The 18,765-nt window shown below is 33.2% G+C and carries 26 protein-coding genes and 1 other annotated feature; of the genes, 10 read left to right on the forward strand and 16 right to left on the reverse strand.

Features of this window, described 5'->3' with window-relative positions; all coding sequences use genetic code 11:
- Positions 1 to 163: 163 nt before the first annotated feature.
- Positions 164 to 1,351 carry an RtcB family protein gene (locus C2I06_RS07330; protein WP_095333760.1) on the reverse strand — a complete coding sequence of 396 codons (1,188 nt, stop codon included), beginning with the start codon at positions 1,349 to 1,351 and terminating at the stop codon, positions 164 to 166.
- Positions 1,352 to 1,469: 118 nt separating this feature from the next.
- Here C2I06_RS07330 and C2I06_RS07335 point away from each other — a divergent pair, with 118 nt between their 5' ends.
- Complete coding sequence (locus tag C2I06_RS07335) at positions 1,470 to 2,243, forward strand: YhfC family intramembrane metalloprotease (protein ID WP_095333758.1); 774 nt, start codon at positions 1,470 to 1,472, stop codon at positions 2,241 to 2,243.
- Positions 2,244 to 2,281: 38 nt separating this feature from the next.
- On the opposite strand, the gene C2I06_RS07340 is transcribed toward C2I06_RS07335, so the two are convergent.
- Together C2I06_RS07340 and C2I06_RS07345 are read right to left on the reverse strand one after the other, a co-directional pair.
- Positions 2,282 to 3,022 carry a hypothetical protein gene (locus C2I06_RS07340; RefSeq protein ID WP_123257783.1) on the reverse strand — a complete coding sequence of 247 codons (741 nt, stop codon included), beginning with the start codon at positions 3,020 to 3,022 and terminating at the stop codon, positions 2,282 to 2,284.
- The gene (locus tag C2I06_RS07345; RefSeq protein WP_123257784.1) at positions 3,023 to 3,772 is read right to left on the reverse strand and encodes a hypothetical protein; all 750 of its coding nucleotides are present in this window, start codon (positions 3,770 to 3,772) and stop codon (positions 3,023 to 3,025) included.
- A gap of 186 nt (positions 3,773 to 3,958) precedes the next feature.
- Here C2I06_RS07345 and C2I06_RS07350 point away from each other — a divergent pair, with 186 nt between their 5' ends.
- Positions 3,959 to 4,573, forward strand: coding sequence for a DedA family protein (locus C2I06_RS07350; protein WP_123257785.1), 615 nt, complete (start codon positions 3,959 to 3,961; stop codon positions 4,571 to 4,573).
- An 86-nt stretch (positions 4,574 to 4,659) separates the two neighbouring features.
- On the opposite strand, the gene C2I06_RS07355 is transcribed toward C2I06_RS07350, so the two are convergent.
- The 7 genes from C2I06_RS07355 to C2I06_RS07385 all read right to left on the reverse strand — a co-directional run bounded on the left by C2I06_RS07355 (position 4,660) and on the right by C2I06_RS07385 (position 8,762).
- Positions 4,660 to 5,160: an HXXEE domain-containing protein gene (locus tag C2I06_RS07355; RefSeq protein WP_123257786.1), complete on the reverse strand. Its 501-nt coding sequence runs from the start codon at positions 5,158 to 5,160 to the stop codon at positions 4,660 to 4,662.
- A gap of 262 nt (positions 5,161 to 5,422) precedes the next feature.
- Positions 5,423 to 5,758, reverse strand: a complete 336-nt coding sequence (locus tag C2I06_RS07360; RefSeq protein WP_123257787.1) for a cupin domain-containing protein — start codon at positions 5,756 to 5,758, stop codon at positions 5,423 to 5,425.
- Positions 5,759 to 5,798: 40 nt separating this feature from the next.
- Positions 5,799 to 6,137: a PH domain-containing protein gene (locus tag C2I06_RS07365; RefSeq protein ID WP_095333746.1), complete on the reverse strand. Its 339-nt coding sequence runs from the start codon at positions 6,135 to 6,137 to the stop codon at positions 5,799 to 5,801.
- Between the two features lie 70 nt (positions 6,138 to 6,207).
- Positions 6,208 to 6,750, reverse strand: a complete 543-nt coding sequence (locus C2I06_RS07370; protein WP_095333744.1) for a GNAT family N-acetyltransferase — start codon at positions 6,748 to 6,750, stop codon at positions 6,208 to 6,210.
- Between the two features lie 217 nt (positions 6,751 to 6,967).
- Positions 6,968 to 7,642, reverse strand: coding sequence for a Type 1 glutamine amidotransferase-like domain-containing protein (locus C2I06_RS07375; RefSeq protein ID WP_123257788.1), 675 nt, complete (start codon positions 7,640 to 7,642; stop codon positions 6,968 to 6,970).
- Positions 7,635 to 8,207, reverse strand: coding sequence for a histidine phosphatase family protein (locus C2I06_RS07380; RefSeq protein ID WP_235850353.1), 573 nt, complete (start codon positions 8,205 to 8,207; stop codon positions 7,635 to 7,637). Before C2I06_RS07380 ends, C2I06_RS07375 begins: the two co-directional genes overlap by 8 nt.
- Positions 8,208 to 8,231: 24 nt before the next feature.
- The gene (locus tag C2I06_RS07385) at positions 8,232 to 8,762 is read right to left on the reverse strand and encodes a GNAT family N-acetyltransferase (RefSeq protein WP_095333740.1); all 531 of its coding nucleotides are present in this window, start codon (positions 8,760 to 8,762) and stop codon (positions 8,232 to 8,234) included.
- A 304-nt stretch (positions 8,763 to 9,066) separates the two neighbouring features.
- Between C2I06_RS07385 and C2I06_RS07390 the strand changes: the two genes are divergently transcribed.
- From C2I06_RS07390 to C2I06_RS25780, 3 genes are all read left to right on the forward strand, one after another.
- Positions 9,067 to 9,897 (forward strand): type II toxin-antitoxin system SpoIISA family toxin, encoded by an 831-nt coding sequence (locus C2I06_RS07390; protein ID WP_123257789.1) that lies wholly within the window; start codon positions 9,067 to 9,069, stop codon positions 9,895 to 9,897.
- 141 nt (positions 9,898 to 10,038) lie between these two features.
- Positions 10,039 to 10,221 carry a hypothetical protein gene (locus C2I06_RS07395; protein ID WP_095333736.1) on the forward strand — a complete coding sequence of 61 codons (183 nt, stop codon included), beginning with the start codon at positions 10,039 to 10,041 and terminating at the stop codon, positions 10,219 to 10,221.
- Between the two features lie 455 nt (positions 10,222 to 10,676).
- The gene (locus tag C2I06_RS25780) at positions 10,677 to 10,811 is read left to right on the forward strand and encodes a hypothetical protein (protein ID WP_268877141.1); all 135 of its coding nucleotides are present in this window, start codon (positions 10,677 to 10,679) and stop codon (positions 10,809 to 10,811) included.
- A 20-nt stretch (positions 10,812 to 10,831) separates the two neighbouring features.
- On the opposite strand, the gene C2I06_RS07400 is transcribed toward C2I06_RS25780, so the two are convergent.
- The 4 genes from C2I06_RS07400 to C2I06_RS07415 form a co-directional block, all read right to left on the reverse strand.
- Positions 10,832 to 11,347 (reverse strand): hypothetical protein, encoded by a 516-nt coding sequence (locus C2I06_RS07400; protein WP_095333735.1) that lies wholly within the window; start codon positions 11,345 to 11,347, stop codon positions 10,832 to 10,834.
- A 300-nt stretch (positions 11,348 to 11,647) separates the two neighbouring features.
- On the reverse strand, positions 11,648 to 13,288 hold the full coding sequence (gene metG, locus C2I06_RS07405; RefSeq protein WP_123257790.1) for a methionine--tRNA ligase: 1,641 nt from the start codon (positions 13,286 to 13,288) through the stop codon (positions 11,648 to 11,650).
- A gap of 98 nt (positions 13,289 to 13,386) precedes the next feature.
- Positions 13,387 to 13,645 (reverse strand) — a binding site (T-box leader).
- 71 nt (positions 13,646 to 13,716) lie between these two features.
- The gene (locus tag C2I06_RS07410; protein ID WP_123257791.1) at positions 13,717 to 14,475 is read right to left on the reverse strand and encodes a class I SAM-dependent methyltransferase; all 759 of its coding nucleotides are present in this window, start codon (positions 14,473 to 14,475) and stop codon (positions 13,717 to 13,719) included.
- 163 nt (positions 14,476 to 14,638) lie between these two features.
- The gene (locus C2I06_RS07415; protein WP_095333730.1) at positions 14,639 to 15,022 is read right to left on the reverse strand and encodes a PH domain-containing protein; all 384 of its coding nucleotides are present in this window, start codon (positions 15,020 to 15,022) and stop codon (positions 14,639 to 14,641) included.
- 127 nt (positions 15,023 to 15,149) lie between these two features.
- Here C2I06_RS07415 and C2I06_RS07420 point away from each other — a divergent pair, with 127 nt between their 5' ends.
- From C2I06_RS07420 to C2I06_RS07430, 3 genes are all read left to right on the forward strand, one after another.
- Positions 15,150 to 15,473, forward strand: a complete 324-nt coding sequence (locus tag C2I06_RS07420; protein ID WP_095333728.1) for an ArsR/SmtB family transcription factor — start codon at positions 15,150 to 15,152, stop codon at positions 15,471 to 15,473.
- A 28-nt stretch (positions 15,474 to 15,501) separates the two neighbouring features.
- Positions 15,502 to 15,732 (forward strand): hypothetical protein, encoded by a 231-nt coding sequence (locus tag C2I06_RS07425; protein ID WP_123257792.1) that lies wholly within the window; start codon positions 15,502 to 15,504, stop codon positions 15,730 to 15,732.
- A gap of 331 nt (positions 15,733 to 16,063) precedes the next feature.
- The gene (locus tag C2I06_RS07430) at positions 16,064 to 16,768 is read left to right on the forward strand and encodes a DUF3298 and DUF4163 domain-containing protein (protein ID WP_123257793.1); all 705 of its coding nucleotides are present in this window, start codon (positions 16,064 to 16,066) and stop codon (positions 16,766 to 16,768) included.
- A 199-nt stretch (positions 16,769 to 16,967) separates the two neighbouring features.
- Here C2I06_RS07430 and C2I06_RS07435 read toward each other — a convergent pair whose 3' ends face one another.
- The gene (locus tag C2I06_RS07435) at positions 16,968 to 17,486 is read right to left on the reverse strand and encodes a pyrophosphohydrolase domain-containing protein (protein ID WP_095333722.1); all 519 of its coding nucleotides are present in this window, start codon (positions 17,484 to 17,486) and stop codon (positions 16,968 to 16,970) included.
- Positions 17,487 to 17,754: 268 nt separating this feature from the next.
- Between C2I06_RS07435 and C2I06_RS07440 the strand changes: the two genes are divergently transcribed.
- Positions 17,755 to 18,078, forward strand: a complete 324-nt coding sequence (locus C2I06_RS07440; RefSeq protein ID WP_047940501.1) for a hypothetical protein — start codon at positions 17,755 to 17,757, stop codon at positions 18,076 to 18,078.
- Between the two features lie 56 nt (positions 18,079 to 18,134).
- Here C2I06_RS07440 and C2I06_RS24930 read toward each other — a convergent pair whose 3' ends face one another.
- Complete coding sequence (locus C2I06_RS24930; RefSeq protein WP_164463641.1) at positions 18,135 to 18,302, reverse strand: hypothetical protein; 168 nt, start codon at positions 18,300 to 18,302, stop codon at positions 18,135 to 18,137.
- Between the two features lie 202 nt (positions 18,303 to 18,504).
- On the opposite strand from C2I06_RS24930, the gene C2I06_RS07445 reads away from it, so the two are divergent.
- Positions 18,505 to 18,687 (forward strand): hypothetical protein, encoded by a 183-nt coding sequence (locus C2I06_RS07445; protein ID WP_095333720.1) that lies wholly within the window; start codon positions 18,505 to 18,507, stop codon positions 18,685 to 18,687.
- The last annotated feature ends 78 nt before the right edge of the window (positions 18,688 to 18,765 follow it).

Raw genomic sequence — 18,765 nt, forward strand, 5'->3', positions numbered from 1 at the left:
GCCTTTTAGACATATTAATAGACTTTTTTGAAATTTTTTATGGATTTTTCCGATTTTTATTTCGCTCACTTTTGAAATTCTTCTGAATGTACATATAAGGAGAGCGACAGAAGAAAAATGCTTTCTCTCTCCTTATATTTATTTCATCCTTTCTATTTCCTTCTTAATTTGCCTTAAAGTTATACAACGGCTTAATAATTTCTGCAATATCAATAGTCTCTGCTGTATGTTTAATTATCTCTTCCATTGGTTTATACGCAAATGGACTTTCATCTAACGTACTATTCTTCACGGAAGTACTCCAAACGTCTTTCATGGATGTCTCAAAATCTTTTAAGCTAACGGTCTTTCTCGCCTTGGTCCTCGACATCAATCTTCCTGCTCCATGTGGAGCGGATTGGTTCCAATCATCGTTTCCTTTTCCAAAGGCAATAATGCTGCCATCTCTCATGTTCAAGGGAATAATCACTCTTTCTCCTTTTCTAGCAGAAATAGCTCCTTTTCTTAATATCATATTTTCCATATCAATATAATTGTGAATAGTAGTAAATTGATCTAAAACTGCCCAATTCATCTTTGTAACAATAACATCAATCATGGCAAGTCGATTTAAATAAGCATATTTTTGCGCAATCTTCATATCATGCATATAGTCTTTAAATCCTTGCGACTCTAAATAAGCAAGTTCTTTGTTTATTTTTGGCAGCTTCATATTTTTTAAGCTTTCCTGAATTTCAGCATGCCTGCCCTCTTTCTTTAATTTAACAATCATTTCTTTTTTTATCCCGTCGATATTAACTAAGTTATCGTAAGCAAGTGTTTGGTAATATTCCGCTACTTGTGCACCTAAGTTACGGCTTCCACTATGTATAACGATATATACACTGCCATCAGCTGCTTCATTTAACTCGATAAAATGATTGCCCCCACCTAAGGTTCCAATACTGTGTTCTGCTCTTTTTTTATTTATTGGAGCTTTCACCTCATCTAAATCAATTTGTTCCTTATATGAATGAGCTTTATCTCTGATTGAGAATCCACTTGGGATGAACTTGCGAATCGTTTCATCTAATTCATCAAAATTCAAATTTGCTCTGTCTACAGTTAATTTTGCTACCGCCATGCCACAACCAATATCTACCCCTACTAGATTAGGGACAATTTTATCTTGAATAGTCATTGTTGTACCTATCGTACAGCCAACTCCTGCATGTGTATCTGGCATAATTCTAATCTTACTGTTCTTAGCAAATTCCTGATCACATAATTCCTTAATCTGTGCCTCAGCCACTTCTTCTAATTGATCCGTAAATACTTTAGCTCTATTATATTTACCAGTTAATTCAATCATTTGGTCACTTCCTTTTTAATTTTTTCACATAATTAGCTTGGTTAATCATTGACGTATAGCTTCAATCTGTTATACACTTAATATAACAGATTGAACTAGAATAGGAGGAATAAAAAGAATGAACTCTATTTATATTGGGATATCTCTGCAACTATTTCTTTCAGTAATAGTTCCAATTATATTAATGGTATATTTACAAAGAAAAAAAATGATGTCTTGGAAATCCTTACTTGTTGGTATTGTAATCTTCATTGTATTTTCACAAATTCTTGAAAAAATCGTTCATTTCATCGTGCTTAGCCCGACTGGCACTGAATTAAAATGGAGCAGTAATCCTTATCTTTTTGCATTATACGGTGGCCTTGCTGCTGGTATATTTGAAGAATTCGGTCGCTATTTTGCTTTTACAGTATGGTTGAAGAACAATCATCAATTTAATGATGGACTATCATATGGATTAGGACATGGAGGAATAGAAGCTATATTTATTGGTGGCATGTCAGCACTGAATTCTCTGCTCATTTCATCTATGATAAAAACGGGGAACTTGGAAACATTATTAGGTCCAGCAGCTAAACCTGAAGACATTAACAATATTAAAGAGCAATTTGAACAGGCTAATGTAATGCTTTTTGCATCTGGCGGCTTAGAAAGAGTTTTTGCCCTTGCGCTACATCTTGCATTATCCATATTAGTCCTATATGCAATTAGACAGCAAAAATTTATATATGTTATTTATGCGATTCTTATACACGCAGCTGTCAATTTCTTCCCAGCATTATATCAGGCGGGTACTATCACCAACCTACTTATAATTGAAGTTTTTCTAGGGATAATTGCTGTACTATCCATCCTGTTTATTGTAAAAATGAAACCAAAATTTGAAAAATAAATATTAGATACTCAGCTCTCCTTTTTATGGAGAGCCTTTTACCATTGTTCACCTTCCCATTCATCCATAATTGTTATATTTTCTATTGTTGCACCTGAAATAGTATTTCCACCATTTTCATAGCTATTAAGTGGCACTATATAATTATTTTTCTTATCAAATCCTTTAATTCCATAATATAGTCCTTCTCCATTAGAAGAAATAAAATCTTCCTCCTGATTCTCTATCTTTATTTGTGCTGCATTCCATATGGCTCCCCATTTATCTGGCACTTTGTATATACCATATGGTTTTCCACTGATTGATACGTCTTCCTCAATTTGAATTGCTGGTTCATACCATTCACCGCTCCAGCCACTGGTAAAATGTCGGTCTCTTATTAAATAGAAAGTAAGAGTTTCTATCTTATTTTTTGAATCAAGATTCCATAGAAAATAGGATTCTGACTGATTTCCCGCCTTTATCCTCCATAAAAGCGGTTCTCCAGTGGTTGTTACATAGGTTACTTCCCATTTATTATCTATCCATTCTAATAAACTATAGCCATATTGTTTATCACTAGAAAGATGGGGAATGAAAACATGCTTTTCATCTAATGCTCTTTGGTCAAAAACTATATTTATGCTAATTTCACCAGTATCTTCAATCATTTTTCTTATACTAGTTTCATTTGGAAGATCGGATGGAGAGCTTTCAGCTTCCTTTAAGAAAAGAAAAATAAATAAGCTTATAGCAATCATGACTACAACTAATAAATACCATACTCTGTTAAATTTCATCTATTCTGTTCCCCCTTTTAATACAGATTCAGAGGAGCGAAAATAGTACTGACCCTTTTCTGTTGAAATAAGCAACCCTTTTCCATCTCTTTCCATATAAATGGTAGATTCATAGCCAATCCCCCACTTTGGAGTCGCTCCTATAAGAATATAGGGAAAGCGTTCCATTGTCTGATGTGGCATCTGTCCTTCCTCTTCCAATTCTTCCTCCTTAATTTCTGGAAATGATTCATAATACCATTGCTGTGTATCCATTTTCCCAATCCCCCAAGAGGACAGACTTTCTATAAACAGCTCTTTATTAAGATCTGCTTGTTTGCCTGAAGGATGAATTAATAGAATGCCAGGATTATTTAGTTCAGCTAAAAAAGTCTCTACTTTATCAGTTGGATACAACAAACTTTGTACCAGAGAACTAAGCAAGGTTGTAATAAGAAAAATATAATTTCCAAAGAATCCAAGCCAAGCAAATGGTCGATACACCTTCCAACGTTCTTTCCGCTTTCCAAAAACCAATATAAGTATCCATACACCAAGTGGTAAAATAGCTATCTTTACTGGTGTTTCACTAACGATAAATGAAAAGTTAAAGCAAAATAAACCAATGTATATAATAATGACCATTTTCCATATAACAGGTTTTTCTGTTTGTTTTCTATACAAATAACATACTGCACCGATAAGTATGCCCCAACCAATTATAGTCATTATACTTGTACTTAACGCATTGGGAATCCAATAATCAAACATATACATTCTCCTATAAATCTATTGAATTAATCCTTATTTTAGCACAATTACCAAATAACAACATCTCATTTTGTAAAAATGTGAATGATATCATAATTGGAGAAATAGGATTATATTAGATGGTTTTAAAAGCATATGTTAAGATATTTTTATATATGTGAATGGAAAATATAAGGAGTGCACGGAATGGAAAATTGGATTATAGAAACAATGGAAAATTTTGGTTACTTTGGTATTTTACTATTAATTATGCTTGAAAATATCTTTCCACCAATCCCTTCGGAAGTTATTTTGACCTTTGGAGGCGCAATGACTGTAAAGACTAGTATGACCATAACAGGCGTTGTCACCGTATCTACAATTGGTTCTGTACTTGGAGCTATTATTCTTTATTTTATTGGTTCTTTATTGGATATAAGAAGATTGGAAAAAATCATTGAAAAATGGGGCCATATCCTTCGCTTAAAAAAAGCTGATTTATATAAAGCTGATCGCTGGTTTGATAAATTTGGCTATTGGACAGTCTTCTTCTGCCGCTTTATTCCACTTATTCGAAGTTTAATCTCGCTGCCAGCAGGCATGGCAAAAATGAACTTTGGTATTTTTCTATTTTTAACAACTATAGGTACATTCACATGGAATTTCGTTCTTATTCGTATTGGCGCTACAGTTGGTGATTCTTGGGAAGACATCGTTCATTATATGGACATGTACTCCAATGTAGCATACGTTATACTTGCTGTGATTGGTCTTGCAGTAATTGGTCTATACATATATAAACGCGTTATAAAACAAAAATAAAAGTTATCTCATGGCATTTGCCATGAGATTTTTTGTTCCTTTTCATTTCGACAATCAGATTTCCTGTTTTCTTTCCAATCCATTTTTTAATCCAAAGCGCTATCTTTAGAAAGTGTTATTTTGCCACCAATTTTAAACAAAAAAGGAATAAGCGCCACTAAAGTAATTCCTACAGTAAATGTGGAAATGACTAGCTCATGCCATCTAATTAAATTTATGGATAACATTTGATAAATTACGAATGAATTGATTGGAAGGTTAAGTAATAAACCAGTAAGAAGTCCGGGTGCATACTTTTTCAACCAAACAGTTGCAATAAGATGCGGAAAAATAGCATTTAATATCATAGAACCTAAAAATCCAACAAAAATCCATTTCGATAAAACTGATTCTGGTCTGTATAAAAAACTGATTGCAGACAGATAAGCTAATATAGTTACAAAAATAACAGCAAAATTGAATTCCCTTGAAGTAACAGGCTTTTGAAACTTGGAAGATTGCTGAGACCATTTAGGCAGCCAAATTGCTTCTTCTATATTATGAAGTGTAATCGCAAAACAAAATAGTAGTATAAGTGAATAATCCATATACCTTTTCTCCACTCTTAAAGTAATTTCCCATCTTCATTATCCGGGCTTAATTTTTATATTTCCAAATCCGTTTTATAGAACAATTCGTTTACTGGATGGGTGATGATTCTTACATATAAAAAACATACGAGGAATGACAATCATACCAAGAACGAATATCATTACTAGTAATCTTTTATCCATTATTCTCCACTGTCCATATGATATAGAAAGCACCTTGCCTTTCACATTTATGATAATAATAGATAGCTAGGTAGCTTTAAAAAGGCTCTTTTAAGTTTGAAGCTTGAATTACGAATGCTGTCAAACCAGTATCAGATCCTGTTTCATGCCATTCTCCTTGCTCCCAAAAAACTGCCTCCCCTTTCTTTATAAGAAGCTTCCTATCATCGATATCTCTAACCCAGCCTTCACCCTCGACTACATGGAACAGCTGTGGAACCGGTGCTTGATGATTAGCTAATATGCCTTTTGGACCAAGCGTGATAATACCAATATTCGTAGCTTCATCTGTTTTCATGATTTTACAATAGCTAGCAGACACAGAATTGTATTGTTCTATGCTTTTTCCTTTGCCAATTGTAATTAATTTCATTTATCATAATCCTTTCTTTTTATTGTCACAGGATAAATAGTTATTTATACGTTTTTATTTTCGTCATAAAATCCTCTATATCCTCACTAATAATCTGTTTAAATTTCACTGTATCCTTTTTATATTTTATCGTTATATATTGATTCATTAAATTTCGCTTTAACTGAATGGCTTCTAAATTGGCATAATCAAAACTTTCGATTAGTTCATTTCCAGGAATGGAGTCTGCACAGAAAATTAATCGTTTTTCTGTTGCTGCCAGCATACCCGGACGCACTATTTTTTTATAAATAAACACTTCCAATGAACATCTAAGAGATCCTTGTATCGTTTCATTTTTCTTTAGTTGTTGTTGCAATATTTGAACGTCTGCTATCATCCATTTCCTCCTCCTTCTCCTTTTATTACTTTACGGCTGAAGTCGGCAAAAGATTCCTAATCCATTAACCTTAATCATTAGGATTAATGATAGCCAGAATTTGATGGTCTTTCCACTCTCCATTTATTTTCACATTGCTTTTGGCTATCCCTTCTTTGTGAAACCCAGCCTTTTCTAATACGCGAATCGAGCCAACATTATGGGGCATCACTCCTGCTTCTAATCGATGTAGACTAAGTGTATGGAAGGCATAATCAACTAATTTTTTCACAGCAAGAGTCATATAGCCTTTGCCGTTACTGTCTTTATCAAGAACATAACCAACAATGGCATTATGTGCTGGCTCTCGTCTTACCATGTATAAATTAACACTCCCAATTAACTCATTGGACTCTTGTAGAAAAATGCCAAAATGATAATCACTGTCTTGCTTTGCATTTTCTTTCCATGTGTTAATAAGCTGTTCTTGAAAATGCAATGTATAGAACTCTTCCTTCCGAGCAGTCGAATAGTCTTTAAAAAAATCTCGATTTCTTAATTCTAGGTTCCATAGTCCCTCTGCATCCTTTTCCTCTAATAATCTTATGTAAATGGGATCTGTTGTTTGAACCATTTTTATCCACCCTTCTAGATCTATATTGTAAACAATCTGCATAAACGAAAAACAACGAAATTTTCCGAAAATAAAAAATACAATCATTTAATCTTTTTCATTTTAGACTAGGTTATAATAAATAGCTTCCTAGTAAAAAAGGTTAATCATAAAAATACTATACTAAAGGTCTTCTTTCCTTATGGTTAATAAAATTGATTGCGTAAAATTTATAATCCTATAAAAGATTGATTTTTTCCATTTTTTCGAGACGATTGTTGTTAATCTGATAAACATTATTTCCTTCCACAGCCATTAACCGATTGTTATAAAAATACATGCCCGTACCTTCATCTATTCCAAAATGTACATGTGGCTGAAACTTTATAACAGCTTTCCTTAAATGATTTTCATCCATCCATTCACTAAAATGAACTGCAATAACTGTATTTTTCAACAGCCCTAATCCTGTTTGCCACTTAAAAACTTGATCTTCATTGTCATTTGCTGAAATGATACAATGCTCCATACTAATAAGAGCTCCCGCAGAAAATCCAGCAATTGGTACTCCTGCTGAAAATTGTTCTTGGAGAATCCTTGATAAAGATGTCTCGACAATATACTTTGCATATTGTTCCGTATTACCTCCACCAATGATAATCCCGGCACTATTCTTTAGCAGCTCAACGGCGTCTTTCTCTGAAATAGTTAGCAAAGGGATAAATTGGAATTCTGTTATTCCATTTTCTATCAATTTTTTTGTATACTTAGCCATATACTCCTTCCAGTTTGGTCTATCGATAATTAGAAAAGAAATTTTTCCTGTCCGTACAGAAACCAGTTCGGAAAATTTTCTTGCCATTTTATAGGTAAATGGCGGGCCGCCGCCAAATAAGAATAAATGTCTATTCATTATTATCCTCCCATATTCTCTCAACCGTTAATATTTGCTTCCCTTCAAATATTAATTTATAAATATCAGGCATCTCTAAATTCTTCCAAAATGTATAATCATACTCCTTTGAAAAGTAATTCATCATTAAAACCATGATATTTCCATGTGTTCCGATAACAATTCTTTTATTTTCATATTGCTTTAGTATGTGAAATAAAGCTTGGACTCCTCTTTTTTGGGCTATTAAATTAGACTCTCCACCATCCCAGAAAAAGGTTTCCTCTCTCCAAACTTTTTCGATGGCAGTATTAAAATCAGGAATAGATCCTTTTGCCAATTTACGTTCTCTAAAATCGTGTATAAGCTTGATATCTGTTTGAAAATATTCTGCAACCCCTTCTATGGTCTGAATCGCTCTCTTATATGGGCTCGATAAAACAATATCGATAGCTTCCTTTTCCATTCGTTTAGCGACTTGTTTAGCAGCAGAAAGGCCTTTCTCCGACAAAGGCCTTTCTAATTCATCTGCCGAATATACGGAATGTGCATGCCTGACAAAATAAATCGTTGTTCTAGATTTCAAATTGTTCATCCCACCCAGCATTTTTTATTCATCTTTCAGAATAGAGTATACATTTATATCAAAGGCCTTTGCATTCTGTTCATAGTACTTTCTCAAAATACCTTCATGCTGAAAGCCAAGCTTTTGAATCAGTTTATTTGATGCTTCGTTTTCTAAATAAATCATAGCTCCCACCCGATTTAAATGAAGCTCTTCTAATGCATAGGAGACAACTTTTTGGACTGCTTCAGATGTATAACCAGAGCGACCATATTCAGGATTGATTTCATATCCGATTTCTGCTCTCTTATGAGAAAGAACTAAATTGTTTAAACCAAGTGTACCAATAAGTCGAGTAGTTCCTTTGATCTGCATGCCCCATCTAATTCCTCGTTGATTTTCAAAGTTATTAGCAAAATGTCCAATTAATGCTTCTACTTGTTCCATACTTGTAAATGCTTCTTGCCCATAGTACTGCATAACTTCTTCATTAGAAAAATAAGCAAATAAATCTCCAGCATCCTCTTTCTTAATCTCTCTTAATAGCAATCTCTCTGTCTCTAATATTGGAAACATCCTTATTCCCCTTTTCTCTGTACGTCTTTTGTTTACCATTATTTTCTTATTATAAGGGATAACTTTAGATTATCCTAGAGGGACTATTTTATATGCTTTCACTTCCCTTTACTTTTTTATTCTCATCCAAACATTCAATTAAAATAGGAAAAATTCAGGGTGTAAATCCATTCTCTTTTATAGAAAATGTCGAACTATCTATACGTTTATATGTAAAGAAGGATTTCTTTTTTCTTTTATTTTCCATTACAATTATTAATGCGTGGTATAATAGTTTGGTAAGCGATTAAAGGGAGGATAAACATTGGCGGCAATCTATTTTGTTTTTATTACGGCAATGATTTTATTGATTGTTCTTTCACTCATCTATTTTTGGTGGCGAACAGATAAATATGTGGAAAATCTTCAAGCAATTCGAAAATCATATTATGTTTTATTTTTTCTCCTTGTTTGTCTTGGAATCTTGACAAAGCAGCTGCAAATGTCTGACTGGACAATGATTTTGTCGTTAGCAAGTGCTGCCGTTTTCATTGATATTGCGGTTTTCCAAACACCTGATATTCTTAAAATTTGGAATACTGAATTTCAACATAGTAATTATATTCGAAAAACGATTCGCAAAAATGAAGAAGTATTAGGCTACAATGCTAAAAAGGTTCAGAATTTTACTGAAGTTATTTCCAAAACAGCTGATCATTTTATCGAACGTAATCTTCCCCAGCATTGGCCTCAATATAAAGATGAATTACGTACTTATTTAAACCTGTATGCAGACACATTTCAATTTCATATTGCGATTTTCCCTTTTGCAATTAGTGCAAGCGGGGATGATTTAAAGCAAAACTTAGAATCTGCTTTTAATAGTGTAGAAATTTGCTATAATATTAGCTTTTTAGACAGAGAAGTGAAAGAAAATATTATTCAAGATCTTCTAGCAGGGAAAAGTATCCCCTTAAAAGACCAAGAAAATAATATAAATAATGAGGATTTAGTCAAAAATGTTTTTATCGTTGCATATTATGGGGAAAGTTATAATATGTTGATAGGTATCAGCTCCCAGTTCGTCGAAGTGGATGGAATTGATGCTTCCCACATCCTTAACTTAGCACAAATTTTCGATTGGTACATGGTTTAAGGCTCCTTTTTACCTGCTTTGTAGTATAATAATATGTAGAAAAAAAGCATGAGCAAAATTTCACGATCTAAAGTTTTATAGTTTTGGAGATTAATAGCTTGTGCCGGATTTTATAAAATTTTCTATAAAGGAGGAATTGATATGGCAGAAAAAAAGAAAACTGCAATTGCTTCTACTCCTGCACCATTCAATAAACCAAAGAACCAGACAAAAAAATCAATGAATCCGAATAGGAGAAAGATGACTGTAGCAGTATCAGAAACATTTGAAGATATTCATGACATGAATAAGAAAGCACTGAACTTACTAGCTAAACGTGCCTAATGAAAAGAGTCTATAGAAAAGGAGGGGAGATTTCTACTCTAAAAAACCCCTCTCCTTTTCTAAGACTCTTCTTTTTTAGGCTATATATTAAAATCTTTTTAATGTCACGGCTTAATATTTCGCAATAAATGGTAAACGTATTAATAAATGGAGGTTCGGAAATTTGCCACTGATTTTTCCGATAGCAGGCGGTATCTTAATGACATTATTTTATTGGACGAATAACTAACACCATTTTTCTTTATTTTAGGAGTACTCTTATTTATTAAGCATAATCCTTAATGTTAAAGCTTTCACCAGTTTGAAGAAGGAGCTGGAAAATTAATATCATATATCGTTTACTTTCACTTTCTTGCTGTTATATTATATCCTGTCTTTCATTTTCTAAATTACTTGTATAAAAACACCAATTATACGGACAACCTATAAATAAAAAGTAACGAGGCAATTTTTGTATGACTTTAAAAAGAAAACAAATCCATAATCCCAATAGACGGCATATGTCTGTACCAGCCATGCATTTTTCTGTTTCCATATACAATAAACAGGCTTTAGCTATTTTAGAAGCGATTGAAAAAAGTAAAAGATGATCCTTTTCTTTTCATGGCCACTATTTTATTTTAGGTTCTTTCTTACTGTAGTGCATATCTGCTTGTAAATGCTTATCTACATAGGAATAAAACTTTTCCATTGTATCTTTTTCTTTTAAAATAGTTTGAAGCTTTTGAGGATCTTTCCTGACTACCTTATGTTTTTTTAATAGCTGAAATACTTCTGGCAAAATACTGATGTCTTCACTTTCTAAATGTAAAATCGATTGATCCTTTAATTGGATAATCATATTGACATGTAATGAGGAGCCTAAAAGATATAGATAAACAGTAGGAACTCGTTGCACATTAAATTCCACAGAAACAATGTCTTTATACCGAATGGTTCGTAAATTCCGTTTCTTTTTCCGTCTAAATAACCCGCATGGTGTAAACAGAATACCTAAATCATTAAAGCTTGTATAACATATGGGATAAAGTTTACTTGCATAAGGGGGATATTTCTTTCCATATACCTCGACAATAACTGGCAAGACTCTGTTTGTTCCAGGTGATACAAACTCACTCCACTTCATTTCCGCTCCCTCCTATTTATTAAATGCCTCCTTCAGCCCTTTTACCATTCGCTCTTTCGTTATCATCTAATTTATTCTGTTACAATCGATATATTGCCAAGCAAACACTTCTTTTCAAAATCCTATATTTAACCTAGTATATTCTATATATCACGAAAAAGTTATAAAGAATCATGCAATAGATAATTTATTCGCTAAGTACAAGCTATTTTCCTCTGAAAATACAGCAATTTTCTACAGCATATTTTTCAGCTCTCCCCTTTTTCAATCACCTTAAAAAGAGGAGAGAAATGACAAAAATCAGGAATGTTTTTGTCCCATTATCAGTTGATTTAGTTCTTCTTCTATTAATCCTAAATCTAAGCGCTCAAAAAGGGGAGCGACATATATTATTTCCTTAGGAAGTGTATATTGTATATGCCACTCTATATTTGTAATTCCAAGCATTGCTCTAATTTTACGCGCGGAAAATGGGAGAAATGGTTCAAGAAGGTGGGCGAGATTGACAATCATAAATGTACAATTTGCTAATGTCATTTCACCAGCCTCCTTATTTATTTTTACTTGTTCCCACGGTTTTTGTTGATCAAAATAGCGATTTGCAGACCGAATATAAGAAAAAATTTCTTCTAATGCTTTTTTGCTTTTTCCTCTTTTTATCCAATTACCAGCGCTTTGATAAACATCTTCTGTGCTAGCAATGATTTTTTGGGAAACTTGTTTATCAGGAACCTTGCTATTATAAGCTTTTTGAATAAACTTTAACGTTCGATTCACAAAGTTCCCATAGGCACCTAATAATTCACTATTATGGCTATAAATAAATTCTCGCCAAGAAAAGTCGGTATCCCTTGCTTCTGGAGCGTTTATCGTTAGAAAATACCGAATCGAATCAGGATCATATTTCTGTAAAATATAAGGAACCCAAACAGCCCAATTTTGACTGGTAGATAATTTCCTTTTTTCTAATGTTAGATATTCACTGGAGACAATATGGGTTGGTAGCGATTTTCTTCCCAATCCAAGTAAAATACTCGGCCAAATAACTGTATGAAACGGAATATTGTCCTTGCCATGAACATAGTAAGATATTGTTTCAGAGCCCCAATAATCATCCATATGAAGACCTTTTTCTTTACAAGCCTCCATACTTGCTGTTAAGTAGCCAGCTACCGCTTCGATCCATACGTAAATTTTCTTTCCTTCAAATCCTTCTAATGGTACGTCAATCCCATTAGGTAAATCTCTAGTTACCGCCCTGTCTGGCAGTCCTTCTCGCAAGTACCTTTTCGTTAAGGAAATTGCATTTTCATTCCAAAGCTGATTATCTTCTGCTTGTTTCACATAGTTTTCAAGCTCTTTCTGAAAATCGCTAAAAGTGAAATAGAAATGTTCTGTTTTCTTAATGACAGGCTCCTCCCCACAAATTTTACAGCGTTTATCTTTTAATTCTAGTGGATCTAAAATCGTAGAACAGTGATCACATTGGTCTCCTCTGGCCTTTTGCTTGCAATGGGGACAAATTCCTTCTACAAATCGATCTGGCAAAAATTGATTGTCCTTTTGGCAGTATGTCTGCTCTACTGTTTTTCTGGATAAATAGCCCTTTTTCAATAAAGTTAGAAAAATCTCCTGAACTGATGCATGATGATGTTTAGCGTCTGTTCTTGTGTAAAGATCGTACGAAAAGCCTAGCTTAGCAAAACACTGCGAAAATTCTTTATGATAGCGATCTGCTATTTCTTGAACGGATGAATTCTCTTGATGGGCGCGAATAGAAATAGGTGTCCCATTACAATCACTACCTGATACATAGAGAACTTCTTCTCCCTTTTGCCGAAAATAACGAGCTAAAATGTCTCCTGGCAATAATGCTGCCACATGACCTAAATGCAAAGAGCCATTCGCATATGGCCATGCTCCTCCTATAAATATACTCATATTTACTTCCTCCTTTTATAAAATTGCTTCTTCTTTTCATTCATTTGAAAATTATTCTTCAAATAAAAAAGCATAAAAAAAACGCCCTAATCTAAAAAGATTAGGACGAGTTAACCCGTGGTACCACCTAGCTTTACAAATAGTTCACAACTATTTGCCTCTAATCAGTACGTCTAAAAAAACAAGAGATACTGCTGCTGTTATAACGAGTGCCTATCTCGTCGTAGTCTACTCACGAATCGCTTTCGGTACGAAGCTCCAAGGTCATTTTCAATAAGGTTCATTTGCCTCTTTTCCACCATCAGAAGCTCTCTTTAAAATCTCCCCTTATTTACTTTTCCTTATCAACGCTAAACAAATTTATTAAGACTTATTGTAAATAGATCCCTACTTAATGTCAACATCTTTTGGTTTAATTTGCCCTTCATCTAAATGACAGCGCCTACATAAACATGCAGATCATTAGGAACGAGAATGTTTCCATCTTTACTGTACTTATCGAAAAGAAACCCTAGTTCTTCTACAAACTCATCATAAAAAGGATCGTCTTTTTGCGGAGAATAAGAAGCGGAAAGATTTCGACCAATAAAATGTTCTTTATTCATTTTTAATGGATTGGATACCGCATAATGTTCATATCCATTTGTGAAAAAATGCTGCAGACCCAAACGCTCAATATTTATTCCGCCACTGAACCCTTGGAAATTCGGACAGTATCTTTTCGATATTTTAGCAGTTTCCGAATTTAATTGACTCGTATGATCACGACTATTCCAAATGAGCATGACCTGACCATTTTCCTTCAGAATACGTTTACATTCCTTTTTAAAAACATTGGCATCAAACCAATGAAACGCCTGTGCAACTGTAATTAGATCTACACTATTATCTGCGATTCCCGTGTTTTCGGCTGATGCATCTAGACAGGTCACCTGTTTGAAGTCTTCCATTCTAGCTTTCAGAATAGATCTCATCTCATCATTCGGCTCTATGGCGAAAATATATGTGCCGATATTCGCAACTAACTCGGTAAAAATTCCTGTGCCTGCTCCGACATCTGCGATGACAAAATGATCATTCGAGCCACTATACTCGGAAATAAGCTCCTTAAAAAAACGTTTAGGATAACCTGGACGATAACGATCATACAATATGGACTTCCCTGAGAATTTAGCCTTTGAATTCATTGTATTCCCCCTCTTTAACCATTCTCTTTCCTTCTTCCCTGATTTATCCTATTCCCACCATACTAAATAAATATTCCACAAAGAATATTACATTCCTGCTATTAATTGATAGGAACAGCCCAGCTTTCATTCTCGCTTTTATGCTGGGCTGCAATCTTCAAATTTAGGCTTTAGCAACATAACTTGCCAATGCTTTTTGCACGTCATAAATGCTATTATCTTTTTTGAATTGTTTAGAAATGGCTGGCAATTCTGCACCAGAGATCCAAATTTTCAATTCAGCATCCAAATCAAAATGACCTGCAGTTTCTATACTGAAACGCGAAATACTTTTATATGGTACAGACAAGTACTCGACTTTTTTACCTGTCAATCCTTGCTTATCGACAAAAATTAGTCGTAAGTCTGTGAACACAATTAAATCTCTGACTAATTTATAAGCAAGCTCGATTGTTTCATTAGAACCGATTACGTTGCTTAATTCCTTTTCTAGTTCCTTCACATCTGTTTCACTTGCATTTCCCATCAGCCCATTTAAAAAGCCCATTTTATCAACTCCATAAAAATTTATGATTTATACCTTAATCTAATTATCCACTTTCTGTCTATTGTTTGCAAAATATACGCAAATATCTACTTGCCTTTCTTTTATACCTGTAATATTATTATTACATATGAAACATATAAAAAACGGAGACAAATTACTACTTATTCTTGAATCATTATCAAACCCATATCGTTTGAAAATTATCGCTATCTTGAAAAATGAAAAGAAATATGTCAGCCAACTAGCTAGAGAACTTGGAATAAGTAGACCTTTATTATATTTGCATCTTCAAAAATTAGAAAATGCCGAGTTAATTAAAGGGCATCATGAAATTTCTGAAGATGGAAAAGCAATGAAGTATTATGCGTTAATTCCCTTTTCTCTTCCTTTATCAGAGGAATTAATTGCAGACCTGGCTGACAGTGTCACGATTAAGAAAAGAAAGGAGTAAACCAAAAATTATTTCAGGAGGGAACGAAATGCAAGTATTCAGTGTGATCAATCTCTTTATCGTCAGTATTCCTATTCTAATTGTGCTTGGTTTCATATTTTATATAGCAAGATATATGAAAAGAGCGGAAACGCGCGCAGATGAAAAGTTGAACTTAGAAAAAGAAAATATAGCCTATCAAAAGGAACAAATAGAAGCACTAAACAAAGTGAAAGAAAGAATTGTAAACATCGAAAAATTGTTAAATGAGACAAATTAAAGGAGATAAATGATGAGCGTTCTTTTATTACTTTTACCAACTCTACTCCTTTACATCTTCATTCCAGCTTTGCTGATTTTTATCTTAGTACAATTTCTAAAACGAAAAGAAGCGAGAGCAATAGAAAGATTAAAGGTAGAAAAAGATAGCCTTCCATACATAAACAGCAAATGACCATTATTAATGACTTAAATAAACAACTTTATTCGATTGAAAAAATGCTAAAAGATGTAGAATAATCTACACCTTTTAGCATTTTTTTTATATCCATACATTATACACTCAAAAAAGGGAAAAATAGCATGAAGACTAGAAAGGAATGAAGTGATGTATGAAAAGACAAACATATATATTGGTACCATTTATTATCATGTTAATCCTGATAACCTTTGTTCAACCTATATCTACAGTTGCCATTAAATCACCAAATGTTGTTATGACAAAACAATATAAAAATATTGAAAAACTAAAATATCCATTTCTAGTTAGTGCCCCTAACAACAAAGCGCAGAATAGTGTAAACAAAATCTTATTACAACATATAAAAGCATCGTATAATCAATACATAAAGTTAATGAAAGAAATGGAAAAACTCAAAAAAGAATCGATCTGTAAAGAATCAGCATCTGCCTGTCAGTTCGAATACATAACCAACTATCAAGTGAAATACAACCAAAATAATAAATTAAGCATTTTATTTTCTGACTATCAATTTACTGGGGGAGCACATGGAAATACGGTGATAACAACCTATAATTTCGACCTCAAATCAGGAAAGCTATTAACATTGGATGACTTTCTACCTTCCAAGGAACATTATGGCAAAGTAACAACTTATGCAATAGCATATATGAAAAAACACCCAGAAATATTTTTCGCAGATCCAGAAGAATTCACGGATTTTAAAGTGACAAACGAAACGAATTTCTATTTAGCAGACAACGGAATTGTACTCATTTTCCAGCAATACGAAGTTGCCCCGTACGCTTCTGGCAATCCATCGATATTCATTCCGGCATCTGTACTCTCTAAATAAGTTAATTTAAAAAGTAAAAAGGTGCATTATTAAGTATTGCTCGAAGGGAAAAGCAACATCATCCGAAAAGACTTATTATGAAAAAGCTATTACAGAAACGTTATTTTTATAGCTAATTAAAAACACGGATAATTATAGAAGCTCGTTTGCAGGCTTTTATTAATTATTCGTGTTCGTCTTTTTATTGAATATTCAACTGCTATTTGTCTTTATTTTTTCTTTGTCTTTCTATTTCTGCTTGTAGGCGCCCTTCAGGAGCGAAATCTTTTTCCCAATTTGGCGGCTTAATAATTTTGCCATCTTCTTCTCTAAATCTTGGTTTACCATCTTCAAACAGCTTGCCCATATTTGCTTCTTGAACAATTTGGAAGAGTGAAAATGGTTCTACACCGGCAATGACAAAACTTCCTTGATTAAAATATTCTACATCCGTTAAAGCATCCATTTGTGCTACTAATTTATCGTCAACGGGTTTCTTTTCTGTAAGTATTTTATCAGCAGCTTTATTTAATCCCTTTAAAAACTGCTCATATAACGCTTTAAATTTACTTTCGTCCCCTTCTGCTGTTGCATATAAAAATTCTACTAACTCTTCTCCAGTCCAAACGGCTCGATTAACAGCTGTTTTTTCTGCGATTGCAGTAGGTTCTGTAGCTACTTCGTGTCCAAATGCTTCATGAAATTTTTTTACCATATGATACATTGTATTATTATCCATTATTACTCCTTCTCACAACTTCTGCCATTTCTTTCAATTAGATTAAGAAATGCTGATTTAATTAATCATAAATATTGTACCATTAGATTCCCTGTTTTGCAGGGGATTCGATTAATTTTAAAAAATTCCACAGCAAAAATCGTCTATTTCTTTTATATAACACCTTTAAAATACTATTATAATAATCTTTTTCAAATAGTGAAAAAACACTAATTTACTACAGTTTAATAGCCTGTTATAATACTAGAGGGAAAGAGGTGTTTAATCAATGGAGATATTTAGTATTCAAGAATTAGAAAAAGTAATACGTCATGTCGAAATTGAAGGACAAGGGGGAATTTTTCAAGAAGAAACAGGGAAACAACCTAAAGATTATCCGAAGGAATTCCTTGGTCGTATTGTTAATTACATTACTGATAATCAGTTAATTAAAAAAATCCAGAAATTAACCGATGATGAAGCACTTCACTTATTTGTAAAATCAGTATACGTTGTCTGTATTAAGGATTTACATAGCGCTGATGATATCCAAGAACAAGATCTTGTACAAAAAGTTTTTTCAGATTATTTAAAAGAAACATCGATGGCCTAATAATATATAAGTATATTTTGCAACATAACAAAGACTAGGATGGATTTCACCCTAGTCTATTTTTTCTCTATTTGTTCTCTTGATTGAATACGGTAAATATTACTGTATATAAGCTCTGTCGGATTTTTTTTGTATAATTTTTCATATTTTTTGTGGGCAATTAAGTTATCTTTCCAATTACGAGGAAAGACGATTTTCTCTTTTAATTCGTGAAAAATACTCATGATGTTCCCACCTTTTCAAAATGATAATCTATGTATACCCACCTATATTCCTTCTTTAAACCTAATATTCTTATCCATTTTTATATTTTTAGTGTAAAAAGTATTTTTTGCTAAAAAGAATCACACAATAGTTGTACTTCCCTTCTTCTTTGCGTAAAATAAATAAATAGTTATCTATTTTTTAAAGGACAGGAAGTTAATTATGACAAAATTCGGTTGGGTTTTAACGTTGGTTGGGTTTCTTGCAATCTTAAGTAGTATTCTTTATCCACTTGATGTTATTAGTAAGCAAACGGTCTTGATTCTTCTTTTCGGAGGAGCTGGAACTATGTTTGTTGGTTCAATGATTAGAAACTTATCCCTTCTAAAAAAAATCCCTAAATAACTGGATGGAAAAGGGGTTAAAGCTAATGTCCATTTCCATCCAGTCACAAGGCTGTCTCTATGATAGGGACAGCCCTTT

Source organism: Niallia circulans (assembly GCF_003726095.1).
In the GTDB taxonomy this organism is placed as follows: Bacteria; Bacillota; Bacilli; order Bacillales; family Cytobacillaceae; genus Niallia; species Niallia circulans_A.

What these genes read in the sequence shown, in the direction of transcription:
- C2I06_RS07330 (WP_095333760.1), bottom strand. Translation starts at nt 1,351, where the DNA reads ATGATTGAATTAACTGGTAAATATAATAGAGCTAAAGTATTTACGGAT.
- C2I06_RS07335 (WP_095333758.1), top strand. Translation starts at nt 1,470, where the DNA reads ATGAACTCTATTTATATTGGGATATCTCTGCAACTATTTCTTTCAGTA.
- C2I06_RS07340 (WP_123257783.1), bottom strand. Translation starts at nt 3,022, where the DNA reads ATGAAATTTAACAGAGTATGGTATTTATTAGTTGTAGTCATGATTGCT.
- C2I06_RS07345 (WP_123257784.1), bottom strand. Translation starts at nt 3,772, where the DNA reads ATGTTTGATTATTGGATTCCCAATGCGTTAAGTACAAGTATAATGACT.
- C2I06_RS07350 (WP_123257785.1), top strand. Translation starts at nt 3,959, where the DNA reads ATGGAAAATTGGATTATAGAAACAATGGAAAATTTTGGTTACTTTGGT.
- C2I06_RS07355 (WP_123257786.1), bottom strand. Translation starts at nt 5,160, where the DNA reads ATGGATTATTCACTTATACTACTATTTTGTTTTGCGATTACACTTCAT.
- C2I06_RS07360 (WP_123257787.1), bottom strand. Translation starts at nt 5,758, where the DNA reads ATGAAATTAATTACAATTGGCAAAGGAAAAAGCATAGAACAATACAAT.
- C2I06_RS07365 (WP_095333746.1), bottom strand. Translation starts at nt 6,137, where the DNA reads ATGATAGCAGACGTTCAAATATTGCAACAACAACTAAAGAAAAATGAA.
- C2I06_RS07370 (WP_095333744.1), bottom strand. Translation starts at nt 6,750, where the DNA reads ATGGTTCAAACAACAGATCCCATTTACATAAGATTATTAGAGGAAAAG.
- C2I06_RS07375 (WP_123257788.1), bottom strand. Translation starts at nt 7,642, where the DNA reads ATGAATAGACATTTATTCTTATTTGGCGGCGGCCCGCCATTTACCTAT.
- C2I06_RS07385 (WP_095333740.1), bottom strand. Translation starts at nt 8,762, where the DNA reads ATGTTTCCAATATTAGAGACAGAGAGATTGCTATTAAGAGAGATTAAG.
- C2I06_RS07395 (WP_095333736.1), top strand. Translation starts at nt 10,039, where the DNA reads ATGGCAGAAAAAAAGAAAACTGCAATTGCTTCTACTCCTGCACCATTC.
- C2I06_RS25780 (WP_268877141.1), top strand. Translation starts at nt 10,677, where the DNA reads ATGACTTTAAAAAGAAAACAAATCCATAATCCCAATAGACGGCATATG.
- C2I06_RS07400 (WP_095333735.1), bottom strand. Translation starts at nt 11,347, where the DNA reads ATGAAGTGGAGTGAGTTTGTATCACCTGGAACAAACAGAGTCTTGCCA.
- metG (WP_123257790.1), bottom strand. Translation starts at nt 13,288, where the DNA reads ATGAGTATATTTATAGGAGGAGCATGGCCATATGCGAATGGCTCTTTG.
- C2I06_RS07410 (WP_123257791.1), bottom strand. Translation starts at nt 14,475, where the DNA reads ATGAATTCAAAGGCTAAATTCTCAGGGAAGTCCATATTGTATGATCGT.
- C2I06_RS07415 (WP_095333730.1), bottom strand. Translation starts at nt 15,022, where the DNA reads ATGGGCTTTTTAAATGGGCTGATGGGAAATGCAAGTGAAACAGATGTG.
- C2I06_RS07420 (WP_095333728.1), top strand. Translation starts at nt 15,150, where the DNA reads ATGAAACATATAAAAAACGGAGACAAATTACTACTTATTCTTGAATCA.
- C2I06_RS07425 (WP_123257792.1), top strand. Translation starts at nt 15,502, where the DNA reads ATGCAAGTATTCAGTGTGATCAATCTCTTTATCGTCAGTATTCCTATT.
- C2I06_RS07430 (WP_123257793.1), top strand. Translation starts at nt 16,064, where the DNA reads ATGAAAAGACAAACATATATATTGGTACCATTTATTATCATGTTAATC.
- C2I06_RS07435 (WP_095333722.1), bottom strand. Translation starts at nt 17,486, where the DNA reads ATGGATAATAATACAATGTATCATATGGTAAAAAAATTTCATGAAGCA.
- C2I06_RS07440 (WP_047940501.1), top strand. Translation starts at nt 17,755, where the DNA reads ATGGAGATATTTAGTATTCAAGAATTAGAAAAAGTAATACGTCATGTC.
- C2I06_RS24930 (WP_164463641.1), bottom strand. Translation starts at nt 18,302, where the DNA reads ATGAGTATTTTTCACGAATTAAAAGAGAAAATCGTCTTTCCTCGTAAT.
- C2I06_RS07445 (WP_095333720.1), top strand. Translation starts at nt 18,505, where the DNA reads ATGACAAAATTCGGTTGGGTTTTAACGTTGGTTGGGTTTCTTGCAATC.